This is a genomic window from Streptomyces sp. NPDC042102, assembly GCF_055582305.1.
Genome location: NZ_JBVJDL010000006.1, coordinates 144,720 through 160,823, shown reverse-complemented (window position 1 = coordinate 160,823; position 16,104 = coordinate 144,720). Strand labels below are relative to the sequence as shown.

Here is a 16,104-nt window from a genome sequence, read left to right as displayed (position 1 = left end):
ACTCTGCCAGCAACCACTGGCACGATGGGGAGAGTAGAGCCTCTCCGTACCCATGGGTAGGGGTCTCGCCGGGAAAGTTACCTGCGGTACGCCATAGGCTGCCCGTGTGGCGGACGAACAGACGGTACGCGAATACCGCACGGAGGAGCTGGCCGAGGCGGCCGGCATCCCCGTACGCACCCTGCGCTTCTACCGTGAGCGCAAGCTGCTCCCGCCGCCGCGGCGCGAGGGCCGGATCGCCTGGTACGACGAGCACCACCTGGCCCGGCTGCGCACCATCGCCGCACTGCTGGAACGTGGTCACACGCTCGGCGGCATCGCGGAGCTCACCGCCGCCTTCGAGAGCGGCCGCGACGTCAGCCAGCTCAGCGAGCTGCTCGGGATGGGCTGGTCGGAGGAGACCCCGGTACGCCTGACCCCGGAGGCCCTGGCCGACTACTTCGAGGGCGAGGTCACCCCGGAGAACCTGGCGGCCTCGCTCGCCCTCGGTTACGTCGCGACGGACGGCGACGAGATCGTGCACGTCAGCCGGCGGCTGCTGGACGTCTCCTCCGCCCTGGTCCGCGAGGGCGTACCGCTGGCGGCGGTCCTGGAGACCGGCCGCCGCGTGCGCGCACACGCGGACGCGATGGCCGAGCTGTTCACGGACCTGGTCGCCGCCCACCTCCCGGACGGCGAGGCCGCCCTGACACGGCTGCGCCCACTGGCCAAGAGCGTGGTGGAGGCGGAACTGGCGATGGCGATGGACCGCGCCCTGGCGGCCCGCCGCACCCTCGCGAACACACCCCAGCCGCAGGCCTAGACTCCCGAGCCGTAGACGACGGTCACGGGGGCGTGGTCGGACCAGCGCTCGGGGTGGGTCTCGGCGCGCTCCACGTACCCCTTGACGGCCCGCGCGGCCAGCGCGGGCGTCGCCACGTGCAGGTCGATCCGCCAGCCGGCGTCGTTGTCGAAGGCCCGGCCGCGGTAGGACCACCAGGAGTACGGCCCCTCCTGGTCCGGGTGCAGCGCCCGCACGACGTCGACGTACCCGGCCTCGCCGTAGACCGCCCCCAGCCACTCCCGCTCCTCGGGGAGGAAGCCGGCGTTCTTGCGGTTGGTCTTCCAGTTCTTCAGGTCGGCCTGCTCGTGGCAGATGTTCCAGTCGCCGCAGACCAGCACCTCCCGCCCGTCGGCGGCGGCCCGCTCCCGCAGCCCCTTGAGGTAGGGGAGGAACTCGCCCATGAACCGGTACTTCTCGTCCTGCTTCTCGGTGCCGGCCTCCCCGGAGGGCAGGTACAGGCTGGCGACCGTCAGCCCCGGCAGATCGGCCTCCAGGTACCGCCCGGAGCCGTCGAACTCGGCGCTGCCGAAGCCGACCCGCACCGCCTCGGGCGCGCGCCGCGTGTACACCGCGACCCCGGCCCGCCCCTTGGCGGCCGCGGGCGCGAACACGGCGTGCCAGCCGGCGGCCTCCCGCACCTCCTGCGGGATCTGCACCTCCTCCGCCCGGACCTCCTGCATGCACACCACGTCGGCGTCCGTCTGCGCCAGCCACGGCACGAGGCCCTTCTTGACGGCGGCACGGATGCCGTTCACGTTGACGGAGGTCACGGTGATCACAACAAGCTCCCCAAAGTCGCACAAACGTGGAGCAGGGTACCGGGGCGGGCGCCCGGAGAGCGTGACGCACCACATCCCGGACACACGGCCGTCGATCGACCGTACGATGTTCGAATGTCTACCGGGATCCAGCTCGTCACCGTGCCGTACGACCACCCGGACGCGGTGAAGCTCAACGACCAGGTCCAGCTCGAGTACCAGGTGCGCTACCAGGGTGAGGGCGACGCCACACCCCTGGACCCGGCGATGTTCACCCCGCCCCACGGCCTCTACCTCCTCGCGTACGACGCGCACGGCGCCCCGGTGGCCAGCGGCGGCTGGCGCACGCAGGAGGCGAACGAGGAGGGCTACGCGGACGGCGACGCCGAGCTCAAGCGCATGTACGTCGTCCCGGAGGCCCGCGGCCAGGGCCTGGCCCGCCGCATCCTGACCGCCCTGGAGACCGACGCCCGCGCGGCGGGCCGTACCCGCATGGCCCTGGAGACGGGAGACCAGCAGCCGGAGGCGATCGCCCTCTACCTGTCGAGCGGCTACGAGATCACCCCGGACAAGTTCGGCCTCTACCGCGACTACCCCTCCAGCCGCTGCATGACCAAGCCGCTGGCCCCCTGACGCCTGCCGCCCCCTGCCCCTGCCCCTGACGCTCCGGGCATCCGATTGTCCGGAACGCCCGCCTCCCCGTCGCGCCCCGGGGTACGTTCGATGCCGTCGACGGCGGGCAGGGGGGCTGGAGTGGCATGAGGGGCGAATTCCGCTACCGGGCCGAGCGCACGGCGCTGGCCCTGATGGCCGCGTCGGGCATCGTCGTCCTGCTGGCCGACCTGCTCGGGTGGCTCGACGCGCTGGCCCCCGGCGGCGCGCTGCCGAAGGTCACGCTGCTGATCCTCAGCACGGTCACCGTGTTCCTGCTGCTGGAGATCGACCGGCTGCGCAAGCTCGACGACGTCCAGGCGCAACTGGCCCGGCTGGACGGCAACATCCAGGCGCAGCTGTCCAAGCTGGACATCGACGCGGTCGCGCAGCGCCTGAAGCGGGAGCGCTACGCCGGCCTGGTCCGCGTGCACCGCCGCTTCCCCGAGGAGGAGTTCAACGCCTTCGTCGAGCGCGCCGGGCGGGAGGTGGTCATCCTGCAGACCTGGATCCCCAACCTCCACCACCTCGTGCGGTCCCTGGAGAAGGCGATCGTCGACCAGCGGGTCCCGGTGCGCGTGATGCTGCTCCACCCGCACTCGCCGGTGGCGGGACTGCGCGACGAGGCGCTGCGGACCGTGCGCGACCCCGCGCTCGCCACCGACGTACGGGCGAGCGTCGAAGGCTGCCTGGCCGGCCTCGCCGAGCTGGCCCGCGGCTGCCGGGCACAGGACCGGGCACTGCTCCGGGTCCGGGTGTACAACTCCCTGCCGTCCATCGCCGTGTTCAAGGCCGACGAGCACTACCTGGTCAGTTCGTTCCTGCACGGGCAGCTCGCCATCGACTCCACCCAGCTGGAGATCGAGGGCGAGGACACCGTGATGGGCGAGGAGGTCCAGCGGGAGCTCGCCACGCTGTGGGCCATCGGCAGGGACGTGGACCTCGGGGACTGGCGCGGCTCGATCGGAAGCATCACCCTCTGATCCACGGAAGGCACGGCCATGGACGGTACGGACACCCTCACTGCCCTCGACGCGTTCGAGGACGCCCTGATCGAACGGTTCGAGCGGCACCCGGTCCTGGCCGGCATCGACGGGCTCACGGACGAGGACTTCACCGCGGTCCTGCTCCAGCGCCGCTTCGTCTCGCTGGCGTTCACACCGTCGTACGACCTGGCGATCGACCTGCTGCGCGACGAGGCGGGGCTGCGGATCGCCCGGATCATCCTGCGCGAGGAGTACCCGGACGCCCACGGCCACACCCCCTCGCACCGCGAGGACATGACACGGGACCTGTACCGGCTCGGGGTCTCCCGGGCGGCCCTGGTGGCGTCCCGGCCGACGGCCGCGACGCGGCGGGTGATCGAGGACACCCTGGAACTGATCGCCGACGCGGGCGGCCACCCCGACGCCGACCTGCGCCTGCTGACGATCCTGCGCTTCTGGGGTGAGGTCCTGGTCTCGGTCGAGTACGGCCGGCTGTGGGAACGGATGGGCCGGCACCTGACGCGCGAGGGCGAGACGCGCTCCCGCTTCTACTACCCCCACCACGTCCACGACGCGAAGTCCCACTCCCTGGCGACGGTGTCCCTGCTCTCGGGCACCCACTCCGACCGCCTGGCCACCCGCATCACCGAACTCCTGGCCCGCGAGGAATCGACGGCCGCCTTCAGGGAACTGGAGGAACGCGCCCTGGCCCTCAAGACGGCGTTCTACGACCAGTTCCTCCCCACACCCGGAACCTGAGACCCCGCCGGTACCGCCCGGCCTCGCCCGTCCGGGATCCCGTCCCCCCTTTCTCGACCAGCACTTGTAACGTTCGGCCGTTCGGCGGCACTGACGGGTATGAGCCATGACGAGGAAGGGCTGAACACCATGTCTGTCGAGACGATCGAGACCGTTCCCACCTGCGCCTACCCCGGCTGCACCCACACGCCCGAGCCGCAGGCGCCCGGCGCCGAGGGACCGGCCTCGCGCTACTGCGACCACCCCGACCACAACGCCCTCGGCGCGTTCCGGAAGTTCCGTGCCAAGCGGCAGCAGCGCAAGGAGGACAAGCGCGCGGCGGCCGAGGCCAGGAAGGCGGCCGAGGAGGCGGCGAACGGTGCTGCGCAGGCGGCAGCGGCGGCCCCGGTCGCCGGGCAGTCGTGGCCCGCCTCCTCCGTCCCCGGGGCCGAGGTCGTCGCCCAGGAGCACGGCCACGCCCCCGCCGCCGAGGCCGCCGAGCCCGCCCCGGCCGCAGCCGTGCACGGTGGGACCGCCCCGGTGGAGGAGGCCATGGAGGCCATGGAGGCGATGGAGGCGGTGGAGGCGATGGAGGCCGTGGCTTCCCTCGCGATGGCCGAGTGCGGCGACGGAGCCCAGTCCCGCGACACCGTCGTCGCGCTCATCAAGCAGCTGTCCGCCGATCTCCCCTCCTACATCGAGGAGTTGGCGATCATCACCGACTCCGCGGCCGCCGAGGCCCGCATCGAGACGGTCACCCGCGCCGCCGCGCAGCGCATCCTCGCCGCCGAGGAGCGCGCCACGCTCGCCGAGGAGGCGGCCGACATGGCCGTCGCCGCGCTCGACGCCGCGACCGACAAGTTCGCCGAGGAGACCACCGCGATCCGCGAGGAGGCCGCGCACAAGGTCGCCGACGCCGAGTTCATCCGGGCCGAGCTGGAGCGCTACCGCGAGCGCGTCAGCATGCTCGAGGTCCGCCTCGACACCGTCCGCGACGAGGCCGACGAGCTGCGCCGCGCCCGCGTGGCCGCCCCCGTGGCCGCGAACTCCCCGGCCACGCCCGCCGAGCAGGCGCACCCCGCCGAGAGCTGCTGAGTGCTGTAGCCGGACCGGAGCGGCGGACGTTCATCTGTAACGTTCGCCGCTCTTTCCGTCTCTGAACACCCAGCACCCCGAAGACCCGAGAAGGAACGGAAGAACCCTCATGTGCCGCAGCAAGCGCCGTAACACCGCCCTCTGGATCACCACCGCCGCCGTTGTCGTCCTGGCAGCCGTCGGGCTGTACCTCTTCCAGCCCTGGAAGCTGTTCACCACGGACCGCGTGGACGAGGCGCCTCCGGCGGCCGCCGGCCAGCAGCCCGGCGCGGTCGAGCAGGTGGCGAAGGGGGCGTTCGTCTCGCACGAGCACGAGACCAGCGGCGCGGTCGAGATCCAGCGGCTCGCCGACGGGACGGCGACCCTGCGCCTGACGAACCTGCGCACCTCCGACGGTCCGGCCCTGCACGTGTGGCTCAGCGACCAGCCGGTCAAGAAGGACGGCGGCAGCAACCTCGACGACGGCAAGCACATCGACCTCGGCAGCCTCAAGGGCAACGAGGGCAACCAGAACTACGCGATCCCGGCCGGTACCGACCTGAACAAGTTCTCCACGGTGGCCATCTGGTGCGAGCGCTTCAGCGTCTCCTTCGGTGCTGCCGAGCTGAAGCAGCGCGCGTGACGGAGCCGGGCCGAGCCGAAAGGCCGCGGAAGAGCCGAGGAGCGGGTGGCGTATCGCCACCCGCTCCTCGGCTTTCCGGATCCTCCCGGACGGACCGCCGCCCCCCCTACGACACCAGGATCGGGATGAGCAGCGCCACGCAGGCGGTCAGGCTCCACAGCGCGGGCGCCGCGCTCAGCGTCTGCGCGTGACGCGCCGCCGCCCGCGCCGCGACCGCCTCGCTGCGGGACTGGTGCCACGGGCCGACCCGCTCCTCCAGCCGCTGGTACACCAGGCCGAGCACGGCGCCGTAGGCGAGGTGGCCGACGAGCGAGGGGAAGGACTGGGCCAGCGCGCCGGCGCCCCACCGGGGTGCCCCGCCGAGCAGGACGGGAAGCAGCGTCAGGTTGCCCAGGATCCACCAGAGGAAGCCGTACGAGGCCCCCCAGCCGATGCCCGAGGCCGGGTCGAAGCTGCGCCGGCGGAAGAGGACCGCGTACGTGACGCCCACGACCTGCGAGATCAGCAGGTGGATGACGAGGCCCACGGCCTCGGACCCCGAGCCGACCAGGGTGGCGACGGCCGGCAGGAAGCCCACCGCGACCATGACCCCGGTGAAGACCGCGCCGCCGGCCAGGCCGGCGACGACGCCGTGCCAGACCGAGATCACCCGTCCTCCGGCCAGGCGCCCTTCGAGGACGTGCCGCACGTCGTCCGAGAACACCGCCCGGGACAGGCCGCCCAGCCAGCCGGTGAGCAGAGCCGTACCGGCGCCCAGCAGAAGCAGGCCGGGCAGGGACGCCACCGCGGTGCGCACCGCGTCCGGCGTCCACTCCAGGCCCCGGCCGGCCAGCAGGGGCGCGGCCGTCACGGACGCGAGCACCCACCACGCGAAGCCGAAGGCGGCGCCGCGCACCAGGGCCGGGCCACCGCCCTCGCCGGGGTCGCCGAAGACCACCGCGTACGAGGCGCCGAGCAGCACCCCGACGATCAGCCCGTTCCAGCCGATCTGCAGCCCCGAGGCGACGACCAGCCCGGCGACCGACGCGCGCACCAGGATTCCGGGCCCGATCCGGCGTTCCCCGCGGGCCAGCAGCGCGAGGGCGGCGGCCGTGACCGCTCCGTAGGCCAGGTGGCCGAGCAGGCTGGGGATCAGCGCCTGCGCGGTCGCGACGTCCCAGGCCACCGGCCTGCCGAGCAGGAGCGGCAGGAGCGTCAGCGGGCCGAAGAACCACCACAGCACGCCGTACGCGAGCCCCCAGAACAGCAGCTCGCGCTGGCGCGCCACGAGGAGCCCGAACACGGCCCCGACGATCGCGGCGATCAGCAGGTGGACGGCGAAGCCCACGGCGGACGAGTCGGTTCTGACGATGGCCGCGACGGTGGGCAGGAATCCGATCTGCACCATCACCCCGCCGAAGACCAGTCCTCCCGCGAGGCCGGCCAGGGCTCCGAGTCCGGCGTTACGCATGACGCTCCTCCTTCTTCGAAACGGTCGAGCTGGTCGAGAGGGCGATGTCCCGGGGGAAGACGAGGTCGAGCGTCCAGTCGACGAGGACCCGCAGCCGCTTCTCCACACCGGGCAGCTTGCTCAGATAGACCCCGCGCCACAGGACCCAGGCGAGGAACCCGGAGACCCGGCGCCCGCCGATCTCGCCGGCGGCCGTACGGTGCCCCAGCGAGACCAGCACGCCGAGCCCGCCGAAGCGGAACGGGACGGGACGGCGGCCACCGAGGACCGCGGCGATGTTCCGCGCCACCGCCTTGCCCTCGCGGATCGCGTGCTGCGCGGTCGGCGGGTAGAAGCCGCCCGCCGGGTCGGGGATCCGCGCGCAGTCGCCCAGCGCCCACAACCCGGGTGCGCCGGGGACCCGCAAGGTGGATTCCACCGCGACCGGCCCGCCGGTCTCCGGCGCGATCTGACGCACCAGCGGGTTCGGCCGGTTGCCCGCCGTCCAGGCCAGGGTCCGGGTGGGGATGGTCTCGCCGGAGTTCAGCGTGATGTCCCCGGCGGTGGCCCGGCTCACCCGCGCGCCCAGACGGAACTCGACGCCCCGCCCGCCGAGTTTGCGCTGCGCGTAGGCGCCGAGCTCGGGCGACAGCTCCGGCAGCAGCCGCTCCCCCGCGTGCACGATCACGAACCGGGGCCGCAGCCCGTGCAGGCGCGGGTAGAGGTGGAGCACGTCATGGACGAGGTCGAAGAGTTCGGCCACCAGCTCCGTACCGGCGAATCCACCGCCCGCCACCACGAAGGTCAGCAAGCGGGCCTGCTCGGCCGGGTCCGGCTCCAGATCGGCCTGCTCCAGCGCGCCCAGGACGTGGCCGCGCAGCGCCGTCGCGTCCTCGATGGACTTCATCGGGAAGGCGTGCTCGGCCACTCCCGGCAGGTCGAAGAAGTGCGGTACCCCGCCGACCGCGAGGACCAGGTGGTCGTACGGGACGCGGAGCATCCCGTCCTTGCCGACGGAGACGTACGCGCTGCGCGCCTGCGTGTCGATGGAGGCCACCCGCCCGTGCAGGAAGGAGGCGTGGTCGAGCCCGACCCGCACGGGGGCGCTGACGTGCCTGGCCTCCACCGTGCTGGAGGCGACGCCGACGAGGAGCGGGGTGAAGAGCAGGAAGTTCGACTCGCTGATCAGCGTCACATGGGCGTCGAGCCCACGGCCGATCCGCCGGTCCAGTTCGCGCGCGGCCCCGACCCCGCCGAAGCCACCGCCGACGATCACCACATGGGGTTTGGCCCGCTGGGGTGCCGGGCGCGGCGGGAACCAGGTCGACAGGGCGTGGAAGGCGAGCCCGGTGATCGCGCCGGACAGGGCGGCGCCGACGAGCTCGGGGAAGCGCGCCACGGCCACCGCGATCGACCACGACGGCGTGTCCCCCTCCAGGACGGGGACGAGGGTGAGGGTCCAGGTCACCCAGTCGAGCAGGCCGATGAGCAGTCCGACGGAGAAGGCCGAGCCGTTGCTCTGCCGGTGCTCGCCGAAGAGGAGGCCGAGCACGGCTCCCAGCACCACCGTGTGCCCGGCCCACTGGATCCACGGCGGGTCCGTCGCGAGCGCGACGACCACACCGCCGGGCAGTCCGGCGACGACGCCGAACAAGAGTCTTCTGAGCAGAGTCATGCACGTTCAGAGCGGCCTCGCCGCCGATGCGTTACACGTCCCGCTGCCAGTCCCGGAAGGCGGACAGGAGACTGCTGCGGGCGTCCGACGAGATGCCGTCCGGGGTCAGTTCACCCGTGGCGGCGATCGTCTGACGGAACTGGTCGAGGTAGTTCTCGCACCCGGAGCACTCCGCGAGGTGCTCGATGAAGCGCCGCTCGTCCCCTTCGGACAGCGCGCCGTCGAGGAACTCGGTCACCAGCTCCACGAAGTCGTTGCAGTTCACGCGCGTTCCCTCCCGCCTGCGACGCCCTGGGCACCGGACAAGTACGACTCCAGCTTACGGCGCAGCAGGGCCCTGCCCCGATGGAGGAGGACACGCTGGTTCCCGGGCGAGATCTCCAGGAGCGAACACACCTCGTCGGATCCGTACCCGGCGACGTCGCGCAGGGTGATCACGGTACGGAGGCGGGGCGGGAGCTCGTCGATCGCCTCCGCGATCATCTCGCGGACCTCGCCGCGCAGCACGTGGTCCTCGGGGACGTGCCAGGGCCGCGGTTCCTGCCCGGCGACCCAGTGCCCGGCGTGGGGCTCACCGGGGGCGCGGAAGCGCTCGGCGTCGACCGTGGGCCCTTCCTCCTCCGGCAGCAGGCTGGCGAAGGGGACGGTCCTGCTCTCCTTCGTGCCGCGCGCCTTGGCGGTGTTGACGAGGATCCGGTACACCCACGTCTTCAGGGACGCGCGGCCCTCGAAGCCGTCGATGCCCCTGATGACCGCCAGCCAGGTGTCCTGGACGGCCTCCTCGGCGGAGTCCTTGGTCGACACGAACGACATGGCGAGCCGGAGCATGCCGCCCGACCAGGAGTCCAGGACCAGGGCGAACGCCTCCTCGTCACCGGCGCGGAGGCGCTGCACCAGGACGTCGTCCGGGGGCAGTTCGCGTGGGCCCGCCATTGTTCTCTCCTTGCCGGACGTCAACTGGAAGCGCCAGCCTAGGGCAGCGGAACGGGTGCGGGCACAAGCGGGGGCGTTCGTTCATCCGAACTCCTTCGTGGATACCCCCACCTCTAGGTGGGGGAGGAAACGAAGCGCCTGCGGAGCAGGGCGAGGAACTGCGATTCGCCCCCGGGGCGGATCGCAGTGCTCTGACCCGCAGGTTTTGATCCTTACCTGTAGTCCCACTAGCTTGTGAGCGTGACCACGGCTCATGTGAAGCGGGCCTTCAAGTACCGCTTCCATCCCACGGACGAGCAGGCAGCGGAGCTGTCGCGCACCTTCGGGTGTGTCCGGAAGGTCTACAACCTGGCGCTCGCCGCCCGCACCGAGGCGTGGGCTGTGCGTCAGGAGCGGGTCAACTACAACGCCACGTCGGCGATGCTGACCGTGTGGAAGAAGACCGGGGAACTGGCGTTTCTCAATGAGGTCTCCTCCGTGCCGTTGCAGCAGTGCCTTCGGCACTTGCAAGTGGCGTTCACCAACTTCTTCGCGCAGCGGGCCCAGTACCCGCGTTTCAAGTCGCGGAAGAAGTCCCGGAAGTCCGCCGAGTACACCACCAGCGGTTTCCGGTTCCGTGACAGCAGCCTGACTCTGGCGAAGATGGCGGAGCCTTTGGCCATCGTCTGGCACCGGCCTCTGCCTGAGGGGGCGTCCCCGTCCACGGTGACCGTGTCGCAGGACGCGGCCGGACGCTGGTTCGTGTCGATGCTGTGCGAGGACCCCGCCGTTGAGCCGCTCCCGGCCACGGATACGGCGGTCGGTGTGGATGTCGGCCTGGACCACCTGCTGACCCTCTCCACCGGAGAGAAGATCACCAACCCCCGGCACGAACGCACCGACCGTGCCCGGCTCGCCAGGGCCCAGCGGCAGCTCGCCCGCAAGGCCAGGGGTGAGGGAACCAACCGGGCCAAGGCCCGGCGCAAGGTCGCGAAGATCCACGCCCGCATCGCCGACCGTCGCCGTGACGTACTGCACAAGCTGACCACCCGACTCGTCCGCGAAAACCAAGTGGTCGTGATCGAGGACCTGACCGTGCGCAACATGGTCAGGAACCACAGCCTCGCCCGGGCGATCTCGGACGCGGCCTGGCACCAGTTCCGCACGATGCTCGAATACAAGGGCCGGTGGTACGGGCGGGAAGTCGTGGTCGTGGACCGCTTTTTCCCCTCCTCCAGGCTGTGCTCGGCTTGCGGCACTGTGCAGGGCAGGATGCCGCTGCATGTTCGCACCTGGACGTGCGGCTGCGGCACCACCCACGACCGCGACGTGAACGCGGCGAAGAACCTTCTGGCGGCCGGACTGGCCGTGTCTGCCTGTGGAGCCGGTGTAAGACCCCAACGACGTACGTCGGGCGGGCAGTCGGTGATGAAGCAGGAAGCTTCCCGGCGTGAGCCGAGAAGCCCCCGCCTCTAGGCGGGGGAGTGTCACCTCCCCGTCAGAACCTTCACGGCCGGCGGCCGGTGAGGTCACTCGCGCGGCACGCTGCGGAACGCTCCGAGGAGTTGGTCGCGTGCCGCGAAGGACAGGCCCGGGCCCTGCACGGCAGCCACCGCCGCGACGGTCTGCCGGAACTGGCCGAGGTAGGTCTCGCAGCCCTCGCACCGCGCCAGGTGGACGAGACAGCTCAGCTCGGCCGGCTCGCTCATTGAGCCGTCGAGGAACTCGGTCACCAACTCCACGAACTCGGCACAGTTCATGACACCTGCCTGTTCTCGTGCGGCGGACGGACGGTCGGACAATCGGTCGGTCGGTCGGCAAACGCCGAGATCCCGCCCCGCCTTCCGGCGGAACGGGATCTCATGACGTTCCCGAGAGCTACTCGCGAACTGTCGTTTGTGGACCTGTGGGGATTTGAACCCCAGACCCCCTCGATGCGAACGAGGTGCGCTACCAGACTGCGCCACAGGCCCTTGCGACGTGTGAAACATTAGCATCCCATCCGGGAGGCTCCAAAATCCGTTCCCCGCAGGTCACGTCAGGCGGTGCTTCACTCGTTCGCGGCCCGGGGGCGGTCGTCGCTCTCGTACTGGTCGAAGAGCGGCGTACGGCCGCGGTCGCGGCCGCGGCGCGGGGCCGGAGGTTCGGCCTTGCGGTCCGGGGCGGCGTCGTCCGGGGCGGGCCGCTGGGCGCGCAGCCGGGGTTCGGTCGGCTCCGCCGTGCTGGAGCGGGACGCGCTCCAGCCGTCCGGGGCGACCGGGCCGGTGGCGCGCGGGGCGACGGGCGCGGTCACGTACGTCGGGAGCGGGACCGGGACGGGCTCCCAGCTGTCACCCCGGGCCGGGCCGCGCTCACGCTCGCGCTGCTGGTCCACCCACTCGGCGTGGTCGGTCTGCTCGACCAGCGCGCGCCGGCCGGCCTCCTGCGGGGAGACCGGTGGGGCGGGGTCCGGGTCGGGGCCCGCGGCGGCCTCCGGCTCACGGCGGCGCGCGCGGCCGCTGTCGGGGTTCTCGCGCAGCCGGCGCGCGGCGGCCTCGGCCCGGCGCCGGTCCATGGTGAACGCGAAGCGCCGCCGCTCCTGGATCCGCAGGTGCACGATGTACGCGCTGAGCAGCACCGCCGGGACCGCCGGCGCCCACAGCAGGCGCAGGCCGCCGACCGCCGCGACGATCGCGCCGAGCGTGAAGGTGAGGAAGAGGATCGCGGTGGTCCGCCGGCGGCGGGCGAGGACCTGGAGGCGCTGTTCGCGCCGGGCCCGCTCCACCCGCTCGACCGCCGCGGATCTCGGTTCCGGCCGGGTCGGAGGCACGGCGTTGGCCCGGGCGTCGGCGTCGACGGAATTCACCAACTCCGTCGCGGCGTCCGGGTCCGCGGGGGGCTCCGCCTCCTCGTCACCGCGCTCACGCAGGCCCTTGGCGTAACGGCGCTCCATTCCCGCCCGTCCGGAAAGAAGCCGGATGGCGGTGGAGAAGCGTTCCGTCGGACGGGCCTCGTTCAGCTCGTCCTGCCTCCGGAGCCACATGGGCACCAAGTAGGCGGCCCAGGCCCCGACAATGACTGCGTAGATGAGGCCGCTGCTGCTCACACCTCACACCGTAGAGGGGTACGGGCAAGGGCATCGGCCAATTGGGCCGGTGTGTCGCACGATCTGGCTGATATCACGGACTTTTTTTGTGACTTCTCGGATCAGGTTATGGGCGAATCACCTCCGAAGCCGTCCACAATTCGAACGCAATTCGAACAGATACCTGGGCCCGTCGGCCCTATTTCTGCGGGGTGCCCCGGCGGCGCGCCCGGTGCCAGCGGTGCAGCAGCCCCTCCGGCACCTCCTCCGCCGTCAGCGCGTAGACCAGGTGGTCGCGCCAGGCGCCGTCGATGTGCAGGTAGCGGGGCCGCAGCCCCTCCTCCCGGAAGCCGAGCTTCTCCACCACCCGGCGGCTGGGGCCGTTCTCCGGGCGGATGCAGACCTCGATCCGGTGCAGGCCGACCTTGTGGAAGCAGTGGTCCACGGCGAGCGCGACCGACGTCGGCATGACGCCGCGGCCGGCCACCTCGCGGTCGACCCAGTAGCCGACGTGCCCCGCGCACATCGAACCCCAGGTGATCCCGGCCACCGTCAGCTGCCCGACCAGCCGGCCCTGGTACTCGATCACGAAGGGCAGCATCCGCCCCGCGTTCGCCTCGGCCCGCAGGTGGCGGACCATCTGGCGGTACGTCGGACGCTGGATCACCGGTCCCCACGGGGCGGGCGGCGGGATCGTCGCCTCCCACGGGCGCAGCCAGTCCCGGTTGCGCCGGTTCACCTCGCGCCAGGCGCGCTGGTCGCGCAGCTTTATCGGCCGGAGTGTGACATCGCCGTCCGTCAGCACCACCGGCCAGGAGGGTCCGTTCAGCTCTGGCTCCCGGAGGCGGCGGGCCGGGGATGGTCACCGCCGCGGAGCTGGTCCACGGCGTGCGGCAGGATCCGGGACAGCACGGTGAGCCCGTCCCGTACGCCGCCGGTCGACCCCGGCAGGTTCACGATCAGGGTACGTCCGGCCACGCCCGCCAGGCCCCGGGACAGGGCCGCCGTGGGCACCTTGGCGAGGTTCTCGGCGCGGATCGCCTGCGGGATGCCGGGGACCTCGTAGTCCAGCACCCGCGCGGTCACGTCCGGGGTCCGGTCGGTCGGCGAGATGCCGGTCCCGCCGGTGGTGAGGATGACGTCGTACCCGGCGGCCACGCCCTCGCGCAGGGCCCGGCCCACCGGGTCGCCGTCGGGGACGACCCGGGGGCCGTCGACGGCGAAGCCCAGGCGGGTGAGGCCCTCGGCGAGCACCGGCCCGCCCTTGTCCTCGTACACACCGGCCGAGGCGCGGTTGGATGCCGTGATCACCAGGGCCCGCGGGCCGGGCACGGCGGGCTCGGCGGGCGCACCGGGCGCCGCGGGAGCGGCGGCCTCCACACCGTGGCTGTGGCTGTGGACCTCGCCGCCCCGGGGAGTCACGCGCGCGTCCAGTCGCCGGACTTGCCGCCGGTCTTCTCCTCGACGCGGACGTCGGTGATCACCGCACCCTTGTCCACCGCCTTGACCATGTCGATCACGGTCAGCCCGGCCACCGCGACCGCGGTCAGGGCCTCCATCTCCACGCCCGTACGGTCGGTGGTCTTCACCGTGGCGAGGATCTCCACCGCGTCGTCCGCGACGGTCAGGTCGACCTTGACGCCCGAGACGGCCAGCGGGTGGCACAGCGGGATCAGGTCCGGGGTCTTCTTCGCCCCCATGATCCCGGCGATGCGCGCGGTGGCGAGGGCGTCGCCCTTGGGCACCCCCTCGCCGCGCAGCAGCTCGATCACCCGGGGAGCGACGAGGACGCGTCCGCTCGCGCGGGCCGTCCGGGTGGTGACCGCCTTCTCGGAGACGTCTACCATCCGGGCCGCGCCGGCCTCGTCGATGTGGGTCAGCCTGCTGTGGGTACTCATCGCTGTGCCGCTCCCGCTCTGGGCCTCGCGGAGGCCTGTGTGGTGCAACACGCTACCGGCACCGGGCGCATCTCAGCCGAGCAGGACCACTTCCAGCTCGGTCCCCGGCTCCACCGATGTGACGTCCTCCGGTACGACCAGCAGGGAGTCGGCGTGGGCGAGGGCCGCGATCAGGTGGGAGCCCGATCCGCCGACCGGGGCGACCGTCCCGCTCTCGGCGTCGTACGTGCCGCGCAGGAACTGGCGGCGGCCGGCCGGGGAGCGCAGCGGCCCGTCGGACTTCACGAGGGCGCGTACGACCGGACGGGAGACGTCCGGCAGGCCCATCAGCGCCCGGATGGCGGGCCGGACGAACAGCTCGAAGGAGACGTACGAGGAGACCGGGTTGCCCGGCAGCGCGAGCAGCGGCGTGTGGTCGGGGCCGACCGTGCCGAAGCCCTGGGGCTTGCCCGGCTGCATGGCGAGCTTGCGGAAGTCCATCCGGGTGGCGTCGACGTCCTCGTCGCCCGCGCCCTCGCCGGACGCGCCGCCGACGCCGCTCGCGCCCGTCCCCGCGGCCGCCCCCGACAGGGCCTCCTTGACCACGTCGTACGCCCCGACGCTGACCCCGCCCGTGGTGACCAGCAGGTCCGCGCGGATCAGCTGGTCCTCGATGGCGGCGCGCAGCGTGTCGGCGTCGTCGGCGACCGCGCCGACCCGGTAGGCGATGGCGCCCGCGTCCCGCGCGGCGGCGGCGAGCGCGAAGCTGTTGGAGTCGTAGATCGTGCCGGAGGCCAGCGCCTCCCCCGGCTGGACCAGCTCGCTGCCGGTGGACATCACCACCACGCGCGGGCGCGGGCGGACCCGTACGGTGCCCCGCCCGATGGCGGCCAGCAGCGCGATCTGCGGCGGGCCCAGGACCGTACCGGCGGCCAGCGCCAGATCGCCGGCCTGGACGTCGCTGCCGCGCGCGCGGACGTGCGCCCGCGCCTCGGCCGCCCGGTGCACCCGGACCTCGCCGCCGGCGCCCTGGGGGGCGGCGCTGGCGGGCGTCATGCCCGCGGCGGCGCCGCCGCCGGTGCCGCCGTCGGTCCATTCGACCGGTACGACGGCCTCCGCGCCCGGCGGCAGCGGCGCGCCGGTCATGATCCGGGCCGCCTGACCGGGGCCGACGGTGGGCAGCTCGCCGCTGCCCGCCGCCACGTCCCCGACGACCGTGAGCACCGCGGGGAACCCCTCGCTCGCACCCTGGACATCGGCCGTGCGGACGGCGTAGCCGTCCATGGAGCTGTTGTCGAAGGGCGGCAGGGCGACGGGCACGGTCACGTCCTCGACCAGGACACAGCCCTGGGCGTCGAGCAGCTGGAGCTCGATGGGCTCCAGCGGCCGGACGGCGGCGAGGATGTCCGCGAGGTGCTCGTCCACCGACCAGAGGCGCTGGCGGTCGGTGTCCTGCGGTGCGGGGCTGGTCAAG

Annotated in this window: 18 protein-coding genes and 1 tRNA gene; 7 read left to right on the top strand and 12 right to left on the bottom strand. The window is 72.4% G+C overall.

The window, feature by feature from the left end; genetic code table 11:
- Positions 1–106 precede the first annotated feature (106 nt).
- Positions 107–802, top strand: a complete 696-nt coding sequence (locus tag ACZ6KO_RS24985; protein WP_469306221.1) for a MerR family transcriptional regulator — start codon at positions 107–109, stop codon at positions 800–802.
- Here ACZ6KO_RS24985 and ACZ6KO_RS24980 read toward each other — a convergent pair.
- Complete coding sequence (locus ACZ6KO_RS24980) at positions 799–1,602, bottom strand: exodeoxyribonuclease III (protein WP_469306220.1); 804 nt, start codon at positions 1,600–1,602, stop codon at positions 799–801. The two genes, ACZ6KO_RS24985 and ACZ6KO_RS24980, sit on opposite strands and share 4 nt — an antisense overlap.
- A 114-nt stretch (positions 1,603–1,716) precedes the next feature.
- Here ACZ6KO_RS24980 and ACZ6KO_RS24975 point away from each other — a divergent pair, with 114 nt between their 5' ends.
- From ACZ6KO_RS24975 to ACZ6KO_RS24955, 5 genes are all read left to right on the top strand, one after another.
- Entirely contained in the window at positions 1,717–2,214 is a 498-nt protein-coding gene (locus ACZ6KO_RS24975) for a GNAT family N-acetyltransferase (RefSeq protein WP_469306219.1), read from the top strand.
- 125 nt (positions 2,215–2,339) lie between these two features.
- Complete coding sequence (locus ACZ6KO_RS24970; RefSeq protein WP_469306218.1) at positions 2,340–3,215, top strand: hypothetical protein; 876 nt, start codon at positions 2,340–2,342, stop codon at positions 3,213–3,215.
- An 18-nt stretch (positions 3,216–3,233) separates the two neighbouring features.
- A complete protein-coding gene (locus ACZ6KO_RS24965) occupies positions 3,234–3,977 on the top strand; it encodes a hypothetical protein (RefSeq protein ID WP_469306217.1) in 744 nt (247 codons plus the stop codon).
- Positions 3,978–4,106: 129 nt separating this feature from the next.
- On the top strand, positions 4,107–5,051 hold the full coding sequence (locus tag ACZ6KO_RS24960) for a hypothetical protein (protein WP_469306216.1): 945 nt from the start codon (positions 4,107–4,109) through the stop codon (positions 5,049–5,051).
- Between the two features lie 109 nt (positions 5,052–5,160).
- Positions 5,161–5,673, top strand: a complete 513-nt coding sequence (locus ACZ6KO_RS24955) for a DM13 domain-containing protein (protein ID WP_469306215.1) — start codon at positions 5,161–5,163, stop codon at positions 5,671–5,673.
- 106 nt (positions 5,674–5,779) lie between these two features.
- Here ACZ6KO_RS24955 and ACZ6KO_RS24950 read toward each other — a convergent pair whose 3' ends face one another.
- Genes ACZ6KO_RS24950 through ACZ6KO_RS24935 form a run of 4 tightly spaced genes read right to left on the bottom strand, consistent with a single transcriptional unit; the run spans position 5,780 to position 9,710 of the window.
- Positions 5,780–7,123 carry a hypothetical protein gene (locus ACZ6KO_RS24950; RefSeq protein ID WP_469306214.1) on the bottom strand — a complete coding sequence of 448 codons (1,344 nt, stop codon included), beginning with the start codon at positions 7,121–7,123 and terminating at the stop codon, positions 5,780–5,782.
- Complete coding sequence (locus ACZ6KO_RS24945; protein WP_469306213.1) at positions 7,116–8,777, bottom strand: NAD(P)/FAD-dependent oxidoreductase; 1,662 nt, start codon at positions 8,775–8,777, stop codon at positions 7,116–7,118. The genes ACZ6KO_RS24950 and ACZ6KO_RS24945 overlap by 8 nt, the downstream gene beginning before the upstream one ends.
- A gap of 31 nt (positions 8,778–8,808) precedes the next feature.
- Positions 8,809–9,042, bottom strand: a complete 234-nt coding sequence (locus tag ACZ6KO_RS24940) for an anti-sigma factor family protein (protein WP_469306212.1) — start codon at positions 9,040–9,042, stop codon at positions 8,809–8,811.
- On the bottom strand, positions 9,039–9,710 hold the full coding sequence (locus tag ACZ6KO_RS24935; RefSeq protein ID WP_469306211.1) for an RNA polymerase sigma factor: 672 nt from the start codon (positions 9,708–9,710) through the stop codon (positions 9,039–9,041). Before ACZ6KO_RS24935 ends, ACZ6KO_RS24940 begins: the two co-directional genes overlap by 4 nt.
- A gap of 234 nt (positions 9,711–9,944) precedes the next feature.
- On the opposite strand from ACZ6KO_RS24935, the gene ACZ6KO_RS24930 reads away from it, so the two are divergent.
- Positions 9,945–11,165, top strand: coding sequence for an RNA-guided endonuclease InsQ/TnpB family protein (locus tag ACZ6KO_RS24930; protein ID WP_469306210.1), 1,221 nt, complete (start codon positions 9,945–9,947; stop codon positions 11,163–11,165).
- Between the two features lie 53 nt (positions 11,166–11,218).
- On the opposite strand, the gene ACZ6KO_RS24925 is transcribed toward ACZ6KO_RS24930, so the two are convergent.
- The 7 genes from ACZ6KO_RS24925 to glp form a co-directional block, all read right to left on the bottom strand.
- The gene (locus tag ACZ6KO_RS24925) at positions 11,219–11,449 is read right to left on the bottom strand and encodes an anti-sigma factor family protein (RefSeq protein WP_469306209.1); all 231 of its coding nucleotides are present in this window, start codon (positions 11,447–11,449) and stop codon (positions 11,219–11,221) included.
- A 139-nt stretch (positions 11,450–11,588) separates the two neighbouring features.
- A tRNA-Ala gene (locus ACZ6KO_RS24920) sits at positions 11,589–11,662 on the bottom strand.
- Positions 11,663–11,739: 77 nt separating this feature from the next.
- Positions 11,740–12,774, bottom strand: a complete 1,035-nt coding sequence (gene sepX / locus ACZ6KO_RS24915; RefSeq protein WP_469306208.1) for a divisome protein SepX/GlpR — start codon at positions 12,772–12,774, stop codon at positions 11,740–11,742.
- Positions 12,775–12,952: 178 nt separating this feature from the next.
- Positions 12,953–13,561, bottom strand: coding sequence for a GNAT family N-acetyltransferase (locus tag ACZ6KO_RS24910; RefSeq protein ID WP_469306207.1), 609 nt, complete (start codon positions 13,559–13,561; stop codon positions 12,953–12,955).
- A gap of 17 nt (positions 13,562–13,578) precedes the next feature.
- The gene (locus tag ACZ6KO_RS24905) at positions 13,579–14,133 is read right to left on the bottom strand and encodes a MogA/MoaB family molybdenum cofactor biosynthesis protein (RefSeq protein WP_469306354.1); all 555 of its coding nucleotides are present in this window, start codon (positions 14,131–14,133) and stop codon (positions 13,579–13,581) included.
- Positions 14,134–14,171: 38 nt separating this feature from the next.
- Positions 14,172–14,651 carry a cyclic pyranopterin monophosphate synthase MoaC gene (gene moaC / locus ACZ6KO_RS24900; RefSeq protein WP_401452133.1) on the bottom strand — a complete coding sequence of 160 codons (480 nt, stop codon included), beginning with the start codon at positions 14,649–14,651 and terminating at the stop codon, positions 14,172–14,174.
- A gap of 72 nt (positions 14,652–14,723) precedes the next feature.
- A complete protein-coding gene (gene glp, locus ACZ6KO_RS24895) occupies positions 14,724–16,103 on the bottom strand; it encodes a molybdotransferase-like divisome protein Glp (RefSeq protein WP_469306206.1) in 1,380 nt (459 codons plus the stop codon).
- Between the last annotated feature and the right edge of the window lies 1 nt (position 16,104).

Excerpts from the sequence above, each read along its gene's own strand:
- ACZ6KO_RS24975 (WP_469306219.1), top strand. The coding sequence starts at position 1,717 with ATGTCTACCGGGATCCAGCTCGTCACCGTGCCGTACGACCACCCGGAC.
- ACZ6KO_RS24970 (WP_469306218.1), top strand. The coding sequence starts at position 2,340 with ATGAGGGGCGAATTCCGCTACCGGGCCGAGCGCACGGCGCTGGCCCTG.
- ACZ6KO_RS24965 (WP_469306217.1), top strand. The coding sequence starts at position 3,234 with ATGGACGGTACGGACACCCTCACTGCCCTCGACGCGTTCGAGGACGCC.
- ACZ6KO_RS24960 (WP_469306216.1), top strand. The coding sequence starts at position 4,107 with ATGTCTGTCGAGACGATCGAGACCGTTCCCACCTGCGCCTACCCCGGC.
- ACZ6KO_RS24955 (WP_469306215.1), top strand. The coding sequence starts at position 5,161 with ATGTGCCGCAGCAAGCGCCGTAACACCGCCCTCTGGATCACCACCGCC.
- ACZ6KO_RS24950 (WP_469306214.1), bottom strand. The coding sequence starts at position 7,123 with ATGCGTAACGCCGGACTCGGAGCCCTGGCCGGCCTCGCGGGAGGACTG.
- ACZ6KO_RS24945 (WP_469306213.1), bottom strand. The coding sequence starts at position 8,777 with ATGACTCTGCTCAGAAGACTCTTGTTCGGCGTCGTCGCCGGACTGCCC.
- ACZ6KO_RS24935 (WP_469306211.1), bottom strand. The coding sequence starts at position 9,710 with ATGGCGGGCCCACGCGAACTGCCCCCGGACGACGTCCTGGTGCAGCGC.
- ACZ6KO_RS24925 (WP_469306209.1), bottom strand. The coding sequence starts at position 11,449 with ATGAACTGTGCCGAGTTCGTGGAGTTGGTGACCGAGTTCCTCGACGGC.
- moaC (WP_401452133.1), bottom strand. The coding sequence starts at position 14,651 with ATGAGTACCCACAGCAGGCTGACCCACATCGACGAGGCCGGCGCGGCC.